The 16,660-nt window shown below is 33.5% G+C and carries 12 protein-coding genes; 3 read left to right on the plus strand and 9 right to left on the minus strand.

Going from position 1 to position 16,660, the window contains the following annotated elements; genetic code table 11:
- From AST99_RS14635 to mutY, 3 genes are all read right to left on the minus strand, one after another.
- Entirely contained in the window at positions 1 to 1,305 is a 1,305-nt protein-coding gene (locus tag AST99_RS14635) for a gliding motility-associated protein GldE (protein WP_057782941.1), read from the minus strand.
- A gap of 23 nt (positions 1,306 to 1,328) precedes the next feature.
- The gene (locus AST99_RS14640) at positions 1,329 to 1,775 is read right to left on the minus strand and encodes a single-stranded DNA-binding protein (RefSeq protein WP_057782943.1); all 447 of its coding nucleotides are present in this window, start codon (positions 1,773 to 1,775) and stop codon (positions 1,329 to 1,331) included.
- 91 nt (positions 1,776 to 1,866) lie between these two features.
- On the minus strand, positions 1,867 to 2,907 hold the full coding sequence (mutY, locus tag AST99_RS14645) for an A/G-specific adenine glycosylase (RefSeq protein WP_057782945.1): 1,041 nt from the start codon (positions 2,905 to 2,907) through the stop codon (positions 1,867 to 1,869).
- A 136-nt stretch (positions 2,908 to 3,043) separates the two neighbouring features.
- On the opposite strand from mutY, the gene AST99_RS14650 reads away from it, so the two are divergent.
- Both AST99_RS14650 and AST99_RS14655 read left to right on the plus strand, forming a co-directional pair.
- Entirely contained in the window at positions 3,044 to 3,337 is a 294-nt protein-coding gene (locus AST99_RS14650) for an HU family DNA-binding protein (protein WP_038532346.1), read from the plus strand.
- A gap of 374 nt (positions 3,338 to 3,711) precedes the next feature.
- Positions 3,712 to 5,256 carry an Rne/Rng family ribonuclease gene (locus tag AST99_RS14655; protein WP_057782947.1) on the plus strand — a complete coding sequence of 515 codons (1,545 nt, stop codon included), beginning with the start codon at positions 3,712 to 3,714 and terminating at the stop codon, positions 5,254 to 5,256.
- 75 nt (positions 5,257 to 5,331) lie between these two features.
- On the opposite strand, the gene AST99_RS14660 is transcribed toward AST99_RS14655, so the two are convergent.
- The 5 genes from AST99_RS14660 to AST99_RS14680 form a co-directional block, all read right to left on the minus strand.
- The gene (locus tag AST99_RS14660; RefSeq protein ID WP_057782949.1) at positions 5,332 to 5,916 is read right to left on the minus strand and encodes a hypothetical protein; all 585 of its coding nucleotides are present in this window, start codon (positions 5,914 to 5,916) and stop codon (positions 5,332 to 5,334) included.
- Positions 5,917 to 5,952: 36 nt separating this feature from the next.
- Positions 5,953 to 6,990 (minus strand): aldo/keto reductase, encoded by a 1,038-nt coding sequence (locus AST99_RS14665; RefSeq protein WP_057782951.1) that lies wholly within the window; start codon positions 6,988 to 6,990, stop codon positions 5,953 to 5,955.
- A gap of 17 nt (positions 6,991 to 7,007) precedes the next feature.
- Positions 7,008 to 9,188, minus strand: a complete 2,181-nt coding sequence (locus AST99_RS14670; protein ID WP_057782953.1) for a tetratricopeptide repeat protein — start codon at positions 9,186 to 9,188, stop codon at positions 7,008 to 7,010.
- A gap of 153 nt (positions 9,189 to 9,341) precedes the next feature.
- Positions 9,342 to 10,301 carry an OmpA family protein gene (locus tag AST99_RS14675; RefSeq protein ID WP_057782955.1) on the minus strand — a complete coding sequence of 320 codons (960 nt, stop codon included), beginning with the start codon at positions 10,299 to 10,301 and terminating at the stop codon, positions 9,342 to 9,344.
- A gap of 29 nt (positions 10,302 to 10,330) precedes the next feature.
- A complete protein-coding gene (locus AST99_RS14680) occupies positions 10,331 to 11,092 on the minus strand; it encodes an exodeoxyribonuclease III (protein ID WP_057782957.1) in 762 nt (253 codons plus the stop codon).
- A 256-nt stretch (positions 11,093 to 11,348) separates the two neighbouring features.
- Here AST99_RS14680 and AST99_RS14685 point away from each other — a divergent pair, with 256 nt between their 5' ends.
- Positions 11,349 to 14,753: a hypothetical protein gene (locus AST99_RS14685; RefSeq protein ID WP_057782960.1), complete on the plus strand. Its 3,405-nt coding sequence runs from the start codon at positions 11,349 to 11,351 to the stop codon at positions 14,751 to 14,753.
- Positions 14,754 to 15,045: 292 nt separating this feature from the next.
- On the opposite strand, the gene AST99_RS14690 is transcribed toward AST99_RS14685, so the two are convergent.
- Positions 15,046 to 16,587: a glycine--tRNA ligase gene (locus AST99_RS14690; protein WP_057782961.1), complete on the minus strand. Its 1,542-nt coding sequence runs from the start codon at positions 16,585 to 16,587 to the stop codon at positions 15,046 to 15,048.
- Positions 16,588 to 16,660: the final 73 nt, after the last annotated feature.

Raw genomic sequence — 16,660 nt, forward strand, 5'->3', positions numbered from 1 at the left:
TTATAAAATGGTAACTTTTACGCGTTTAATGCGTTTTTTATCTAAAGCTTCGACTGTAAACTTATAATTTTCAAAATTAATTTTCGCTCCTAATTTCGGAAAACTTCCAGAATATTCTAACACAAAACCAGCAATAGTCTCAGCTTCACCTTTTTTCTGTTCAAAATTAGTATCGTCTTCAATTTTAATAATCTTATAAAAATCTTTTAAAGGTGTTTTTCCCTCGAACACATAATTATTATCGTCTAGTTTAGAGTATACTAAATCTTCATCGTCAAACTCATCGCTAATTTCACCAACAATTTCTTCAATAATATCTTCTAAAGAAATTAATCCCGAGGTTCCGCCATACTCATCTACAACGACTGCTAAATGGACTTTTTTCTCCTGAAACTCTCCCATTAAATCGTCCAACTTTTTGTTTTCCGGAACAAAAAATGGCTCACGAATTAAAGTCTTCCAATCAAATTGCTTTCTATCTACATAAGGCAGTAAATCTTTAACGTAAAGAATCCCTTTAATGTTGTCTATATTATCTTCGTAAACAGGAATTCTCGAATATCCGTTAGATACAATTTCTGGAATAATCTCGGTATATTTTAAATCTACATTTAATGCAAAAATATCTATCCTAGGGCGCATAACCTGCTTGGTATCTGTATTTCCGAAAGATACTATACCTTGCAATATTTTCTGTTCTTCTTTAGAAGTATCTGCCTCACTAGTAAGCTCCAAGGCTTGTGATAATTGATCGATACTTAAATTAGATTTTTGCTTTCCTAATTTATTATGAATCCCTAGAGTAATACTACGCATAGGCAAACTTAAAGGCGAAAACAGCACATCCATAACTTGTAAAGGAACGGCCATAAACGACGCAAATTTTAGTTTATTTCTGCTAGCATAAACCTTTGGTAAAATTTCGCCAAATAATAAAATAAGGAAGGTTACTAATACAACTTCAAGAATAAAACGCATCACTTCTGAGGTAATACTATGAAATATAAAATCGCCTAAATAAGCAAAGAGAATAACAATACCAATGTTTATAAAATTATTAGCAACAAGTATGGTGGCTAGCAATTTTTTGGGACGTTCTAATAGCTTAGAAATAATTTTGATGGCTTTAGAATCTTCTTCTATGCCTTCATCTATATCGGTAACAGTTAAAGAAAACATGGCTACTTCTGCGCCAGAAATAAGTGCAGAACATATCAGTAAAACACATAAAAGTACGATACCAATAATTAATGGAATATTTATCGTGGAAATTAGAGCTAATAAACTCGAGGGGTCAGGGTCCAATTGGAATAAATTTAGTTAAACAATTAAAACGGCAAATCGTCTTCTACGCTAGACGTATTTTGACTTGTTGCGGGTTTGTTTTCTGTTGGTTTAGCATCTTGCGACGATTGTTGCGCATTCGCTAAACTCTCTTTTTTTGTCGTTAAAAAAGTAAAATCTGTACATTGAATTTCTGTAGAGTAACGCTCTTGCCCAGACTCGTCTTGCCATTTTCTAGTTTTAAGACGTCCTTCAACATAAATTTTATCTCCTTTACTTAAATACTTTTCACAGATTTCTGCGCCTTTATTTCGTACTACAATATTATGCCATTCCGTATTTGTAACACGCTCATTAGTTTGCTTACTCATATACGTTTCGTTGGTCGCTAGAGGAAAACGTCCAACACAACCACCTCCTTCAAAGTAGTGCATTTTAACATCATCTCCTAAATGCCCAATAAGCATTACTTTATTTAACGTTCCTGCCATAAATTATTTTTTTAACGAACTGCAAAATTACACTTTGTAGTTCAACTTTTTTAAAATTAATAAAAAAATTATGAGTTATAAACTTCTGAGGCTAAAAATTAAAGGCCTCAATAAAGTTTCCAATAAGAATAGGTACTGGAAAATCTTCAACTTCCGTCACAGGAATTCCGCCTTTTATATTGGTATCTACATCTACAATCCAAAATCTTGTATATAAATGCTGATGTGATAATTTATGAACAATTTCGTCTTTATTATATAATGACACTTCGTAGGTATGATCTTTTAGAACCTCTAAATTATCCAACTCTAACTGAAGCTGAGCTTGTGTTAAAGCTGATTTAGACTCTATTAAAGGAAACTGATACAAGTTTTGCCAAATGCCTTTACCTTGGCGTTGCTCTAAAAATGTGGTCTGACTTGGGGTTAAAAACACTAAAAAATTAAAATACTTTTTAGTCACTTTAGCCGCCTTTATTTTAACGGGTAAATCTGAAATTACATCTTTTCCAAAAGCATAACAACTAGTTATGAACGGACACACAGAACAATCTGGACTTTTGGGCTTGCATTGCACAGCACCAAACTCCATAACCGCCTGATTAAATGTTGCAGGATCCTTTTTATCAATTAGTTCTTGAGCTAAAGCTTTAAACTCTTTTGCACCTTTAGATGAGTTTATTGGGGTATATATTCCAAAATAACGCGACAATAGTCTATACACATTACCATCTACAACGGCAGACACCTCATTATAACAAATAGACGCAATAGCACTAGCCGTATAATCGCCCACGCCTTTCAGTTTTAATAGATCTTTGTACGTTTTGGGAAACACACCATCTCGTTCATTTACAACATATTTTGCTGCAAAATGAAGATTTCTAGCACGAGAATAGTACCCTAATCCTTGCCAAAGTTTTAAAACTTCGGCTTCATTTGCATGTGCAAGGTCGAAAACGGTAGGAAATGTCGTTACAAAATCTTCATAATATGGTAATCCTTGCTTAATTTGAGTTTGCTGTAAAATAATTTCAGACAACCAGATATAATACGGATTAGTAGTCTGTCTCCAAGGAAGTTGACGCTTATTCACTGAATACCAATCTGTTAAAGTTTTACTAAAAGACATATCTAAAAATTAGGTGCGACAAAAATAATCGTTTATAATCTTAAATTTTAATGAATTAGGTTTGAAATATTGAATATTAAATGACTATATTTGCATCCCTTTATAATTAATTGATAACTTTAATACATAATAGATAATGACTAAGGCTGATTTAGTAGCGAAAATTTCTGAGAAATTAGGAATCGAGAAAGGTGATGTTCAGGCAACTGTAGAAACTTTCATGGAAGAAGTAAAAACTTCTTTAGAAGCTGGAGATAACGTATATTTAAGAGGTTTTGGAAGTTTTATAATTAAAACTCGTGCTGAAAAAACTGGTAGAAATATCTCTAAGAATACGACAATTAAAATACCAGCTCACAACATTCCTGCATTTAAACCTGCAAAAGTATTTGTAGAAGGTGTAAAAACTAATGTAGACGTTAAAGAATAACAAGAAACTTAATATTAACTAAAAAAAAAACAGATCTATGCCAAGTGGTAAGAAACGTAAAAGACATAAGGTAGCGACGCATAAGCGTAAGAAACGTAGACGCGCTAATCGTCACAAAAAGAAAAAATAATCCCAAAAAGTAGTTTTATAACTACTTTTTTGGTTTTTAATTGAATTGTTCTTTGACATGAGTTTCCCCGCGTTATACCTTGCGCAAAAAAAGGAAGCTCCACAGATTAAATCCTGTGAAAAATAATGTATAATCCATCTGTACAGTTTGGTTATAAGTTTAAGTTAAACGCTGATAAGTTTTTAAACTTTTCGGCTTTTAACTTTTAGCTTTATACTTAATAGTATGGATAAAAATTAACGAAATGGATAAAGAATTGATCGTAAGATCTGGTCCCCAACATGTTGATTTTGCCTTATTAAAAGATGGAAAACTTATTGAATTACATAAAGACGAAGGAGGTAACAATTTTTCTGTTGGTGACGTGTTTATCGCCAAAATAAGAAAAACTGTTCCTGGACTAAATGCTGCTTTTGTAAATGTAGGCTACGAAAAAGATGCCTTTTTACATTATCACGATTTAGGTCCTAAACTCCCTTCCCTTTTAAAATTCACAAAACGTGTAAGCACAGGTAAACTAAACGATTTCTTTTTAAAAGATTTCCCGTTTGAAAAAGAGATTGATAAGAATGGAAGCATTGTAGATGTTTTAAAATCGAATCAATCGCTATTAGTACAAATTGTAAAAGAACCTATTTCTACAAAAGGCCCTAGAATAAGCTCAGAGCTTTCTATTGCAGGTAGATATATTGTTCTTGTTCCTTTTTCTGATCGAATTTCAATTTCACAAAAAATTGAAGATAAGGAAGAAAAAGATCGCCTAAAACGACTGGTAAAAAGCATTACGCCTCCAGGCTTTGGGATTATTGTACGTACTGTAGCAGAAGGCAAGAAAGTTGCCGAATTAGATAAAGACTTACAGAATTTGCTTGGTCGTTGGACCGCAATGTGTAAGAAGCTAAACAAAGCACATCACCCTAGTAAAGTTTTAGGAGAATTAAATAAAGCCTCGTCTATTTTACGAGACATTTTTAACGACACTTTTACAAGTATTCAGGTAGATGATGAAGAACTTTATCACCAAATTAAAGATTATGTGCAACTTATTGCACCTAATAAAGAATCTATTGTAAAATTGTATCAGTCTAATGTTCCTATTTTTGAAAAATTTGGAGTAGAAAGACAAATTAAAACGTCGTTTGGAAAAACGGTTTCTATGGCAAAAGGCGCCTACTTGGTAGTAGAACATACCGAAGCCCTTCACGTTGTAGATGTTAACAGCGGAAATCGCTCTAACAAAGCCAATTCTCAAGAAGACACAGCATTAGAAGTTAATATGATTGCAGCCCAAGAAATAGCGAGACAACTTCGTTTACGCGACATGGGAGGCATTATAGTTGTCGACTTTATAGACATGACCAATGCTGAAAACAGAAAAACACTCTTCAATTACCTTCGAGATGAAATGAAGGATGATAGAGCGAAACACAAAATATTACCTCCAAGTAAATTTGGATTGATACAGATTACAAGACAGCGTGTGCGTCCAGAAATGAACATAAAAACACGTGAAGAAAACCCTAACGGCGTTCAAGGCCAAGAAGTAGAAGCACCAATTATTTTGGTACAGAAAATCACGCAAGAGCTTGAACGACTATTAAAAAAAGACTATAAAAAGCTGGTTTTAAACACACATCCTTTTATAGCGGCCTTTTTAACAAAAGGCATTCCATCAATACGTTCAAAATGGTTTGTTGAACACAAAAAATGGGTGAAAATTATGCCCAGAGATGCTTACACATATCTAGAATACCACTTTTTTGATAAAGATGGTAATCAAATCAACTAATAAAAAAGCCTTACTTTATTCAAGTAAGGCTTTTTTTATGCTGTAAAATATGAGTTAGACTAAATAAAATAATACTTATTTAATTAATTTAGAAATCTTGTATTCTCTTTTCTTCTCATTGTACTCCTCTTCATTAATTAATTTGGAATTAAGTAACCAATTTAACTGATTCATAAACGTATCTTCTGGAAGATCAGAATCAATTCTTGAATATTTTTCTCGTATCTTATTTTTAGATACTACTATTAACTTATCTGCAAAGGCCTCGACCTCTTCTCGGGAAGGCGAATCCAAAAAAAACTTTAAATTAGAATACCCTCCATTTAAAATTAGAAAATTATTAAGTGGCGCCTTAAAACACGTTATCCCCAATAATACAGAAAATAAGCCACCCCAAATTAACCCATCGAATTCTCCATTTAAATTATCTTCAACAAAAAAAACAATCCAACTCGTTAATGCTATTAAAATAAAGCAACTCCCTACAATTCGTAGTCCGTTTCTAGAATGTTCTTCTACAATTTTATGATGGCCAATAGATTCTATGTCTACAGTCCATTCTTTAGAATTTAGAAAACTTTTTTCCTTAATTAGTAATTCGCTATCATTAATCAATTCAAATTCCTGCGTTTTAGAGCCTTTCTTTTGTGTGATTTTCAATTCAATTTATATTTTAACCCCATATAATTTCACAATTTATGTTGCAGGATTAGGTATATCTTCATGTACTTTATTAATTTTAGCAATAATTTCGTCGCTTAAATGCAGATGAATACTATCTATATTTTCTTTTAATTGATCCATTTTAGAAGCTCCAATAATATTACTTGTTACAAACGGTTGTTGTGTAACAAAGGCTAAAGACATTTGCGCTAAACTTAATCCATTGTCTGCTGCAATTTTTAAATATTGTGTCGTGGCTTTAGTACAATTCACGCTACTATATCTTGAAAAACGCGGAAATAAATTCAACCTAGCATCGTCTCCTGCTAAACCTTCAACATATTTGCCAGACAACACTCCAAAAGCCATTGGCGAATACGCTAATAAGCCTAAACCTTCGCGCATAGCTATTTCTGCTAAATCACTTTCAAAACCTCTATTTATTAAAGAATATGCATTTTGAATGGTCACCATTCGTGGTCTATTGTTATATTTAGATTCTTCTATATAACGCATAGCACCCCACGCTTTTTCATTAGAGATACCAATATTACGAATCTTACCTGCTTTTATCGCTTTATCTAAACTTTCTAAAACTTCATTAAAATTATCTATCCAAGGATCGTCTGGATTGTGTTTATAATCTCGCGTTCCAAAAAAATTAGATTGACGTTCTGGCCAGTGCAGTTGAAATAAATCTAGATAATCTGTTTGTAGGCGTTTTAAACTTTGATCGATTGCATCTTCAATTGCTATTGGAGCGAATCCATTTGTTCTTATATGAGCTGTATAATCTCCGGTTCCAGCTATTTTAGATCCTAAAACAATATCGCTACGTTTACCCGATTGTTTTAACCATTTTCCAATAATACGTTCGGTCTCTGCATAGGTTTCTTTTTGGGCTGGTACTGGGTACATTTCTGCTGTATCAAAGAAATTAACACCTTGATCTAAGGCGTAATCCATCTGTTTAAAACCTTCTTCTTGAGTGTTCTGATTTCCAAAAGTCATGGTACCCAAACATATTTTACTCACTTTTATATCTGTATGCGGTAGTGTAGTATATTTCATTTTTTAATAATGTGCTTTTATGAATTATTCTGGCTTGCTGCTTGTAAAGCTTGCATAATTTTACCGCTTTCTTCCATTTTCCCTTGATCGCGATAAATTAAAGCTAACAAATATTGATAATCTGGATTACTAGCTTGAAGCTTTAATGCTTTTAAAATTACATTTTCAGCATTAGATAATTGTTTGTTTTGATAATAAAATGTAGCCAAATTATACATCGATCTTGTATCTGTTGGGTCTATTTTAATCGCTTTATTTAAATCAGATATCGCCAAATCATTTTGTTTTAATTCAAAATATAAAAGCGCTCTTAAATAATACGCTCGTCCTTCATTAGCCGATTTTTTCATCCATATATTTAAAGTCTTTAAGGCAGAATTAGAATCGCCTTTTAAACTGTAAGCTGTTGCCAAGTTAGAATACACTGGCAATAGCAAACTATCCTTTTTAAGGGACATCTCGTAATTTTTTATGGCATTGTCCAAATCATTACTTTGCAGGTAATAATCTCCTAGTTGTAAACGTCCGGTAGCAAAATCTGCATTGGTAAACATCATGGTTTCTAACTCGTGTCTGGCATTACTTAAAGCAGATTGATTTACCGCAGCTAGTGTTTGTGTATCTATACCTGTTAACAACTGCACCGCTCCTATTCTCACTAATCGCGTATCGTCATTTAAAAGTTTAGACGCTATAGCTACACGATCTTGCGGACTTAACGTTCTAAATTTCTGAAGTGCATTATAACGCACCATAGCAGAAGGATCTTCTAAGCTTTTAAGAACGGCTTCAAATTGCGCGTTATTGGTAATATCTATATTTGCGATTACAGTAGATCGAGCTATTGCAGGATAATTTAAGTTGTTTATGAAAGTATCTAAACGTTCGCGTTCTTGCGGATTTATAGTGGTTTTATTACTTATTAATAAATCGTCTGAAAAGTGATCTAAGCGATCTGGACCATACCAATCTACCACTTGATCTGCCGCCCATTGGTCTGATTTATCTTGGTGACATTGTGTACATGCGTTTGGCGTACCATACTCCACACTTTGGTCTGGACGTGGCACTCTAAAACTATGATCGCGTCTAAAATCGTTCCCCATATACACAGCACCTGTCATATGGCAATTTACACATTGTGCACCATCGGTATCTTGCGCATGAAAGTGATGCGAAGGCTCGTCGTAACTTGGTGCATGACACTGTAAACACAATCTGTTATCATTAAATTTCACTTTTAAAGTATGAGGATCGTGACAATCTGAACATTTAACACCGTCGTGATACATTTTACTTTGAAGAAATGAACCATACACATAATCTTCATCTTCTATTTGACCATCTCCATGGTAGAAGTCTGAAGAAATGTTTTGAAGCATATATTGATCCTCGAAAGCTGTTCCCGGAATCATTTTTTCTGTTAATCGAGCGCGTCTAGCATGGCAAGGCGCACACATATTCATTTGACTTAACTGAGAATTACCAGGGATTATATATGTATTTTCTGTATGTACACTATCTTGAACATGTTCAGCCCAAAATACATGGCGTTCTGCTGGACCGTGACAACTTTCGCAGCTCACATTAATAATCGAGTAAGTGGTGTTATAAGAATCGGTTTCTACATCGTAATCTTTTTCTAGATTAGTAGAGTGACATTCGGCACACATAGTATTCCAGTTCTGAGCAGTTTCTGTCCAGTGTAGCCAGTCGTGCGGATCTATTTCGTCTCCTTTATATTGATGAAACCAAACATTTTTTTCGGAATCCCAAGTGACACGCAGCACTTGTTTTTTTCCCTTGTCAAAATCTATTAAATATTGCTGAAGCGGTCTAACACCAAAGGCATAACTTACTTTATAGTCTACTTCGCTTCCATCAATTTCTTTAACATGAATCATAAAAGCATCATCTGCTTTTGTAAAGTGATAAGACACCCCATCAATTACTTTTTTCACATCATTAAAATCTCCTAAAATCGTAGAGTCGTTAGCCACTTGCATTGCTAAATCGTGATCGGATCCTGTCCAGTTATCATAAACACCTTTATGGCATGCCATACATTGTGAATCGCCCACAAAACCATCTTTATGCTGCGATTTAAAATCTTCTATAGCAACATAATCTGATTGTTTAGTTTTAGAATTACAACCTGTAAGCACCACTAAACAAACCACCCAAAACAAATGCTTCATATCCTTAAAAAAATGTAGAATTAACTTATGCTACTAAGTTAAAATTAATTTCTACGTTAAGGAAAAAAAGAACCGCTAAATGTGCTTTGAATTAGTATAAATTACTAAGCACATTTAGCGGTCTGTATATTATTTTTTTGAGCTAAAACTGAATTAAATGTCGTTTAACAACTTAGAAATTTCATCTAATTTTGGTGTTAACACCACTTCAATTCTACGGTTTTTAGCACGACCTTCTGCAGTTGAATTTGAGGTAATTGGCGCAAATTCTCCTCTTCCAGCAGCTGTTAAGTTTTCTGGATTAATAGCTGTATTTTCTCTTAAAATATTCACGATTGCAGTGGCACGTTTAGTCGATAAATCCCAATTTCCAGATAATTGTCCGCTACCTTTATAAGGTACATCGTCTGTATGTCCTTCAATTAACACAGCAATATCTGGATTAGCAGACAAAACGGTTCCTAATTGATTTACTGCACGACGACCTTCTGTACCTACAGCCCAACTTCCCGAACCAAAAAGTAATTTGTTTTCCATAGAGATATACACTTTCCCATCACGTTGTTCTACAGTTAATCCTTTACCTTCAAAATCTGTTAGCGCTCTAGAAATGGCATCTTTTAAAGCATGCATGCTTTCGTCTTTCTGAGCTATAACGCGTTCCAATTCTGCAACACGCTGAGATCTTGACTGCAATTCTTTCTTTAATTCTTCTAAACGGGTATTTTCTGCAGCTAAAGCTTGCTCCTTAGCTTCTAATTGTGCTAACAACTCTCTGTTTTGTTGCACGTTTTTAGCAATTGATGCGGAGCTGTTTTTCTCTAAAGCATCATAAGATGTTTGTAAATTATCATAATTAGATTGTAACGCACTATAATCGTTTTCTAATTTATCGCGTCTGGCAGCTGTCTCTTTATAATCTTTCTTTAGCGCATTTAACTCTGTTTCTAATGCAGAAATCTGGGAAGACATTTCAGAGTTTTCATCCATTAAAGATTTATTCTCTTGCTTTAAAACCTCGTGTCTTGCCTCAAGGTCTTTATAAACATTTGGTGCCACACAAGAGCTCGCCAAAATTATAGATAATACAGGTAAAACTAATTTATAATTCATTTTTATCTTATTAAACGGTTATTAATATATTAGGCAATCTCGACCAAAATCGGACAGTGATCGCTGTGTTTAGCTTCAGGAAGTATAACCGCACGTTTTAAACGCTCTTCTAAAGGATTCGCGACCAAACAATAATCTATACGCCATCCTTTATTGTTGTTTCTTGCATTCGCACGATAACTCCACCAACTGTAATGGTCTGGTTCTTGGTTAAAATATCTAAACGAATCTATAAATCCGCTATCCATAAATGTTCCAATCCACTCGCGCTCTACAGGTAAAAATCCTGATACGTTTTTATTCCTTACAGGATCGTGAATATCTATAGCTTCATGACAAATATTATAATCCCCACAAATTACCAAATTAGGAATATCTTGTTTTAATGTCGTGATATAATCCTGAAACATAGCCATGTATTCAAACTTGTGTTCTAAACGCGCTATGTTAGTCCCCGATGGCAAGTATAAACTCATTACAGACACATCATCAAAATCTGCTCGTATATTACGTCCTTCGAAGTCCATAGACTCAATTCCCGTGCCAAATTCAACATGATTGGGTTTTGTTTTACTTAAAATCGCAACACCACTATACCCTTTTTTTTGAGCACTAAACCAATAATTATAAGCGTAGCCTGCTTCAATAAAAACATCTAAATCTAACTGCTCTTCATTAGCCTTAATTTCCTGCAAACAAACAACATCTGGATCTGCACTTTTTAACCAATCTATGAATCCTTTTTTTAAGGCGGCACGAATACCATTTACGTTGTAAGATATTATCTTCATTTTTGCTATTTTATTGCACAACCTATTCAATATTTACTAACAATATGCGTTTAGTAAACGCGGTGCGCTTATTTTTCTTAGAATTTCAGCTAAAATAAATAATACGTTACTTTTACACTATTAATTTAATGCCCTTTTAACAGAAAGCAACAGTAAAGTTTAAAAAGGCAACGAATAAGACCATATTGTTATATTATTTACCCAAATGGTTGCTTAACACCAAAATATTTTAAACGTTACGCTGTTTAAAGACTACATGAAATTTATAATTACTTTAATATGTTTTTGCTCTAGCCTTTGTGTTTTTTCACAAGAGCTAAATACCAATTACAGAACTAAAAATGTCGCTATTAAAGATACTATTGTAGTAGATAGCGTAAGCATAAACCCCAGTTGGTTTACGTTAAAAACAGCTACAAACACGGTTATAGACACAAGTTTGTATACTATAGATTTCCCCAACGCTTTATTAGTATTTAAACAGCCCATTGCTACAGATTCTATTCAGATATCTTATTTAAAGTTTCCAGACTTCTTAACAAAAACCTATAAGCAGTTAGACGAAAGTATTATTCTAGCGAATATAAACAATCAGCAAAAATTATATAAACTCTCACAATCTAATCAATCATCCAAATACATTCCTTTTGATGGATTATCGACTTCCGGAAGTATTTCTCGAGGAGTCACTGTTGGAAACAATCAAAATTCGGTTTTAAACAGCGAATTAGACTTACAGATTACAGGAAAACTAAATGAAAACATATCGTTGCGAGCCTCTATTCAGGATGCAAATATTCCTTTACAGGAGAGCGGTTACTCACAGCGTTTAGATGAATTTGACCAAGTGTTTATTGAAATTTTTAGTGACAATTGGAACATTCGTGCTGGAGATGTAGATTTAGAAAACACCAAAACCTATTACGCTAATTTTAGCAAGCGTGTGCAAGGATTATCTTTAAACGCCAACATTCACAGAGATAACTCTACAACCAATTTATTTGCCGCTGGAGCTGTAGTTCGCGGACAATTTACTCGTAGTACATTTACTGCAGAAGAAGGTAATCAGGGACCATATAAATTAAATGGCCCCAACGACGAGCTTTACGTACTAATTGTATCGGGAAGTGAAACTGTTTATGTTAATGGTATTGCTTTAGAACGTGGCGAGAACAACGATTATATTATCGATTATAATGCTGGCGAAGTTATCTTTAACTCGACCTTTCCCGTAACATCAGAAATGCGAGTAACCGTAGATTTTCAATATAGCGAGCTTAATTACTCACGTATTATTGGTTATGGTGGTGGACGTTACGAAACCGATAATTTTAATATTGGAGCTTCTGTATATTCTGAAAGTGATTCGAAAAACAATCCCGTTCAACAAAATTTATCTACAGATCAAGTCGACATTCTATCTGAAGCTGGAGACGATTCTACCAAAATGATTGTGGCTTCAGAAACACCGGAAACCTATAGTGAAAATCGCATTTTATATAAAAAAGAACAAATTAATGGAGAAGATGTTTACGTGTATTCTAACGATTCTGAAGATGAACTTTATAGTGTAACTTTTACTTCTGTGGGCGACAACTATGGTAATTATGTACTAAGTAGCATAAACGCAATTAACGATATTTACGAATATGTTGCTCCTGAAAATGGTATTCCGCAAGGAAGTTATGCACCCGTAACCCAACTTATAGCCCCTTCAAAATTACAAATTGCTGTACTTAACGGAACCTATAAACCGTCTAAAAAGACAAATATCTATTTTGAAGGTGCAGGAAGCATTAATGATCTAAACTTGTTTTCTGATTTAGATGATGATGACAATAATGGCTTTGCTGGAAAATTAAAAATTAGTCAGAATATCATTCAACAACAAGACCGATGGAATTTAGATGCGTATGCTGACTTTGACTATATAGAGCAAAATTTTGAAACGATAGAAGCACTTTACAATACAGAATTTGATAGAGATTGGAATATTGAAACCACGACAGGAAATCAGAACTTACTTATTAGTGGTTTAGAACTTCGGTTACCAGAACAAGTATTGTTTACATATCAATTTGAGCATTTAAGCTATAAAAATAATTTTAATGGAAATCGCCATGTAGCTTCTGGATTTCTGCATTTAAACCGATTTCAATTTTACACCAGTTCTAGTTATTTAGATTCTAAGTCGGATACAGATACCTCAACTTTTTTAAGATCTTCTAACACGGCTACCTACAGTTTTAACACCTCTTGGATTGGCACAAAAATAGCATTAGAAGATAATCAGCAAAAAGATAAAACCACAGACACTTATCTTGAAGACAGCCAGAAATTTACAAGTTATGAGGTTTTTACAGGAATTGGAGATAGTCTAAAATTATTTGCAGAAGTTGGGTTTAAACACCGTGTGAACGACAGTATTAGAAACAATAACTTACAGCATGTAAATACTTCTAAAACATATTATGTAGATTCTAGATTGATTCAGAACGCAAATACAAACTTGTCGCTTTACGTGAATTATAGAACATTGAAAAATGTTGATGATGACGATGAAAACTCTTTAAACTCTCGCCTAATTTACAGTCAGAATTTCTTTAAACAAATGGTGCAATGGAATACTGTTTTTGAAACAAATTCTGGAACTTTAGCTGAACAAGAATACACCTATGTAGAAGTTGAAGCCGGACAAGGCTCTTATACTTGGATTGATTATAATGAGAATGGCATACAAGAATTAGAAGAATTTGAAATCGCACAGTTTCAAGATGAAGGTAAATATTTGCGCGTCTTATTACCCAACCAAGTATACTTAAAAACACACCAAAACAGGTTCAGTCAGACATTGACATTAAATCCGCAAAAGTGGATAAATTCAGACAACACCTTAAAGTCTATACTTTCTAAATTCTATAATCAAACCGCTTATTTAATAGACAGTAAGACTGAACGCGATGGTAATAATTTTCAGATTAATCCATTTAAAACAGATGAAGATAGTCAGCTTGGTTTACAATTAAACATTAGAAACATACTTTCTTTTAATCGGGGTAAACAACACTACACCACCTCTTACACATTCTTAGAAAATAAGGTCAGGAGCATTTCTACAATAGGTTATACAGCCAGTAATATTAAGAGCCACCAATTAAATTTCAATCATAAATTTGCACAAAATTGGTTGATAACCTTTTTAAGCAGCCAAAGTAATACAGAAAGTATTAGCGAGAATTACGTGAGTAAAAATTATAATATTGACGAAACACAAATCAATCCAAAAGTAACCTACTTATTAAATGAAAACACACGCTTTGAGATATTCTATCAATTTACCAACAAGGAAAATACGATTGATAGTTTTGAAACCTTAAAGCAACAAAAATATGGCACGTCTTTTTCTGTATCTAATCTACAACAATCTGCGATTAGTGGCGAATTTAATTACTTTGCTAATTCGTATTCCGGAGAATCAAATACACCTGTAGCTTACGAAATGCTTGAGGGTTTACAGGCCGGAAAAAACTTCACTTGGACACTTCTAGTTCAGAAAAAAATTACCAAGTTTCTAGATTTAAACCTCTCTTACTTTGGAAGAAATACAGAAACTAGTAACACGATACATACCGGAACCGTACAATTGAAAGCCTATTTTTAACAATAAAACGTTCTATATCAAGTAACTGTTAGGAACGAATTATAAAAAAAGCCTAGACATACAGATGTTTAGGCTTTTTGCGTGGTAGATTTGAGAAATTGTAAATACCATAACAAAATTTAATTCATTTATAATGGGGCTGGTTATCTACATTTTATACAGCAAATATAATTCATATTTATTTTAGCTAGTTGCGGAAAAACCGTACTTATTGAAGAAAAATTAAAATTCTAAAAACAAAAAAATCCTTAAGCGTTAACTTAAGGATTTAGTGTATAAGGTTGTAAACAAATTACATTTTCATTAACCAAGTACGTACATCTACTTCTTGCTTAATAATATTGCGTAAATCTTCTATTTTAACACGATTTTGCTCCATAGTATCTCTATGTCTAATAGTTACCATATGGTCTTCTAACGTATCATGATCTACAGTAATACAGAATGGTGTTCCATTTGCATCTTGTCTACGGTAACGTCTTCCAACAGCATCTTTTTCATCGTAAGTCACATTGAAATCCCATTTTAAATCTTCTACAATTTTTCTAGCAACTTCTGGTAAACCGTCTTTTTTAACCAATGGTAAGATGGCGGCTTTAACTGGAGCTAATACTGCAGGTAATTTTAAAACGGTACGTGTTGTATTATTTTCTAATTCTTCTTCAACTAGCGAATTTGAGAATACAGCTAAAAACATACGGTCTAAACCTATAGACGTTTCTACAACGTAAGGTACATAACTCTTGTTTTCTTCGTGATCGAAATATTGAAGTTTTTTACCTGAATGCTTTTCGTGCTGACTTAAATCGAAATCAGTTCTCGAGTGAATTCCTTCTAATTCTTTAAATCCGAATGGGAATTTAAATTCGATATCTGCTGCTGCTTCTGCGTAATGTGCTAATTTATCATGATCGTGGAAACGGTAATTATCTTCTCCCATTCCTAATGATAAATGCCATTTTAAACGCGTTTCTTTCCATTTTTCGTACCATTCTTTTTGAGTTCCTGGCTTCACAAAAAATTGCATTTCCATTTGTTCAAACTCACGCATACGAAAAATAAATTGTCTTGCAACGATTTCGTTTCTAAACGCTTTTCCTGTTTGAGCAATTCCGAAAGGAATCTTCATACGTCCCGTTTTCTGAACGTTTAAAAAGTTCACAAAAATACCTTGAGCAGTTTCTGGACGTAAATATAAATCCATTGCAGAATCTGCAGACGCTCCCAATTTAGTTCCGAACATTAAATTAAATTGCTTAACATCGGTCCAGTTTCTAGATCCTGATAATGGACAAGCAATTTCTAATTCTTCAATTAAAGCTTTAACATCGGCTAAATTTTCTTCACCTAGAGATTTCCCCATACGTGCTAAAATACCATCAATCTTTTCTTGATATCCTAAAACACGTCCGTTAGTGCTTAAAAATTCTTCTTTATTAAAGGCTTCACCAAAACGTTTTGCAGCTTTGTTAACTTCCTTTTCTATTTTTGTTTCTATTTTGGCGCAATAGTCTTCAATTAAAACATCTGCTCTATAGCGCTTTTTAGAATCTTTATTATCTATTAATGGATCGTTAAAGGCATCGACATGGCCAGAAGCTTTCCAAGTGGTTGGATGCATAAATATTGCGGCATCTAAACCTACAATATTATCATGCATTTGCACCATGGCTTTCCACCAATAGTCACGTATATTTTTCTTTAACTCCACACCGTTTTGTGCGTAATCGTATACTGCACTTAAACCGTCGTAAATTTCACTACTTTGAAATACATATCCGTATTCTTTAGCATGAGAAATTACCTTCTTAAATTGATCATCTTGATTTGCCATAATGCAAAAATATAAAACGCGAGAAAACTTCGTGTATCTTTTATTTAAAGTATTGCAAAATTTTGTAAATTAA

Source organism: Formosa algae (assembly GCF_001439665.1).
Taxonomy (GTDB): Bacteria; Bacteroidota; Bacteroidia; order Flavobacteriales; family Flavobacteriaceae; genus Formosa; species Formosa algae.

What these genes read in the sequence shown, in the direction of transcription:
- AST99_RS14640 (WP_057782943.1), bottom strand. Translation starts at nt 1,775, where the DNA reads ATGGCAGGAACGTTAAATAAAGTAATGCTTATTGGGCATTTAGGAGAT.
- mutY (WP_057782945.1), bottom strand. Translation starts at nt 2,907, where the DNA reads ATGTCTTTTAGTAAAACTTTAACAGATTGGTATTCAGTGAATAAGCGT.
- AST99_RS14650 (WP_038532346.1), top strand. Translation starts at nt 3,044, where the DNA reads ATGACTAAGGCTGATTTAGTAGCGAAAATTTCTGAGAAATTAGGAATC.
- AST99_RS14655 (WP_057782947.1), top strand. Translation starts at nt 3,712, where the DNA reads ATGGATAAAGAATTGATCGTAAGATCTGGTCCCCAACATGTTGATTTT.
- AST99_RS14665 (WP_057782951.1), bottom strand. Translation starts at nt 6,990, where the DNA reads ATGAAATATACTACACTACCGCATACAGATATAAAAGTGAGTAAAATA.
- AST99_RS14670 (WP_057782953.1), bottom strand. Translation starts at nt 9,188, where the DNA reads ATGAAGCATTTGTTTTGGGTGGTTTGTTTAGTGGTGCTTACAGGTTGT.
- AST99_RS14675 (WP_057782955.1), bottom strand. Translation starts at nt 10,301, where the DNA reads ATGAATTATAAATTAGTTTTACCTGTATTATCTATAATTTTGGCGAGC.
- AST99_RS14680 (WP_057782957.1), bottom strand. Translation starts at nt 11,092, where the DNA reads ATGAAGATAATATCTTACAACGTAAATGGTATTCGTGCCGCCTTAAAA.
- AST99_RS14685 (WP_057782960.1), top strand. Translation starts at nt 11,349, where the DNA reads ATGAAATTTATAATTACTTTAATATGTTTTTGCTCTAGCCTTTGTGTT.
- AST99_RS14690 (WP_057782961.1), bottom strand. Translation starts at nt 16,587, where the DNA reads ATGGCAAATCAAGATGATCAATTTAAGAAGGTAATTTCTCATGCTAAA.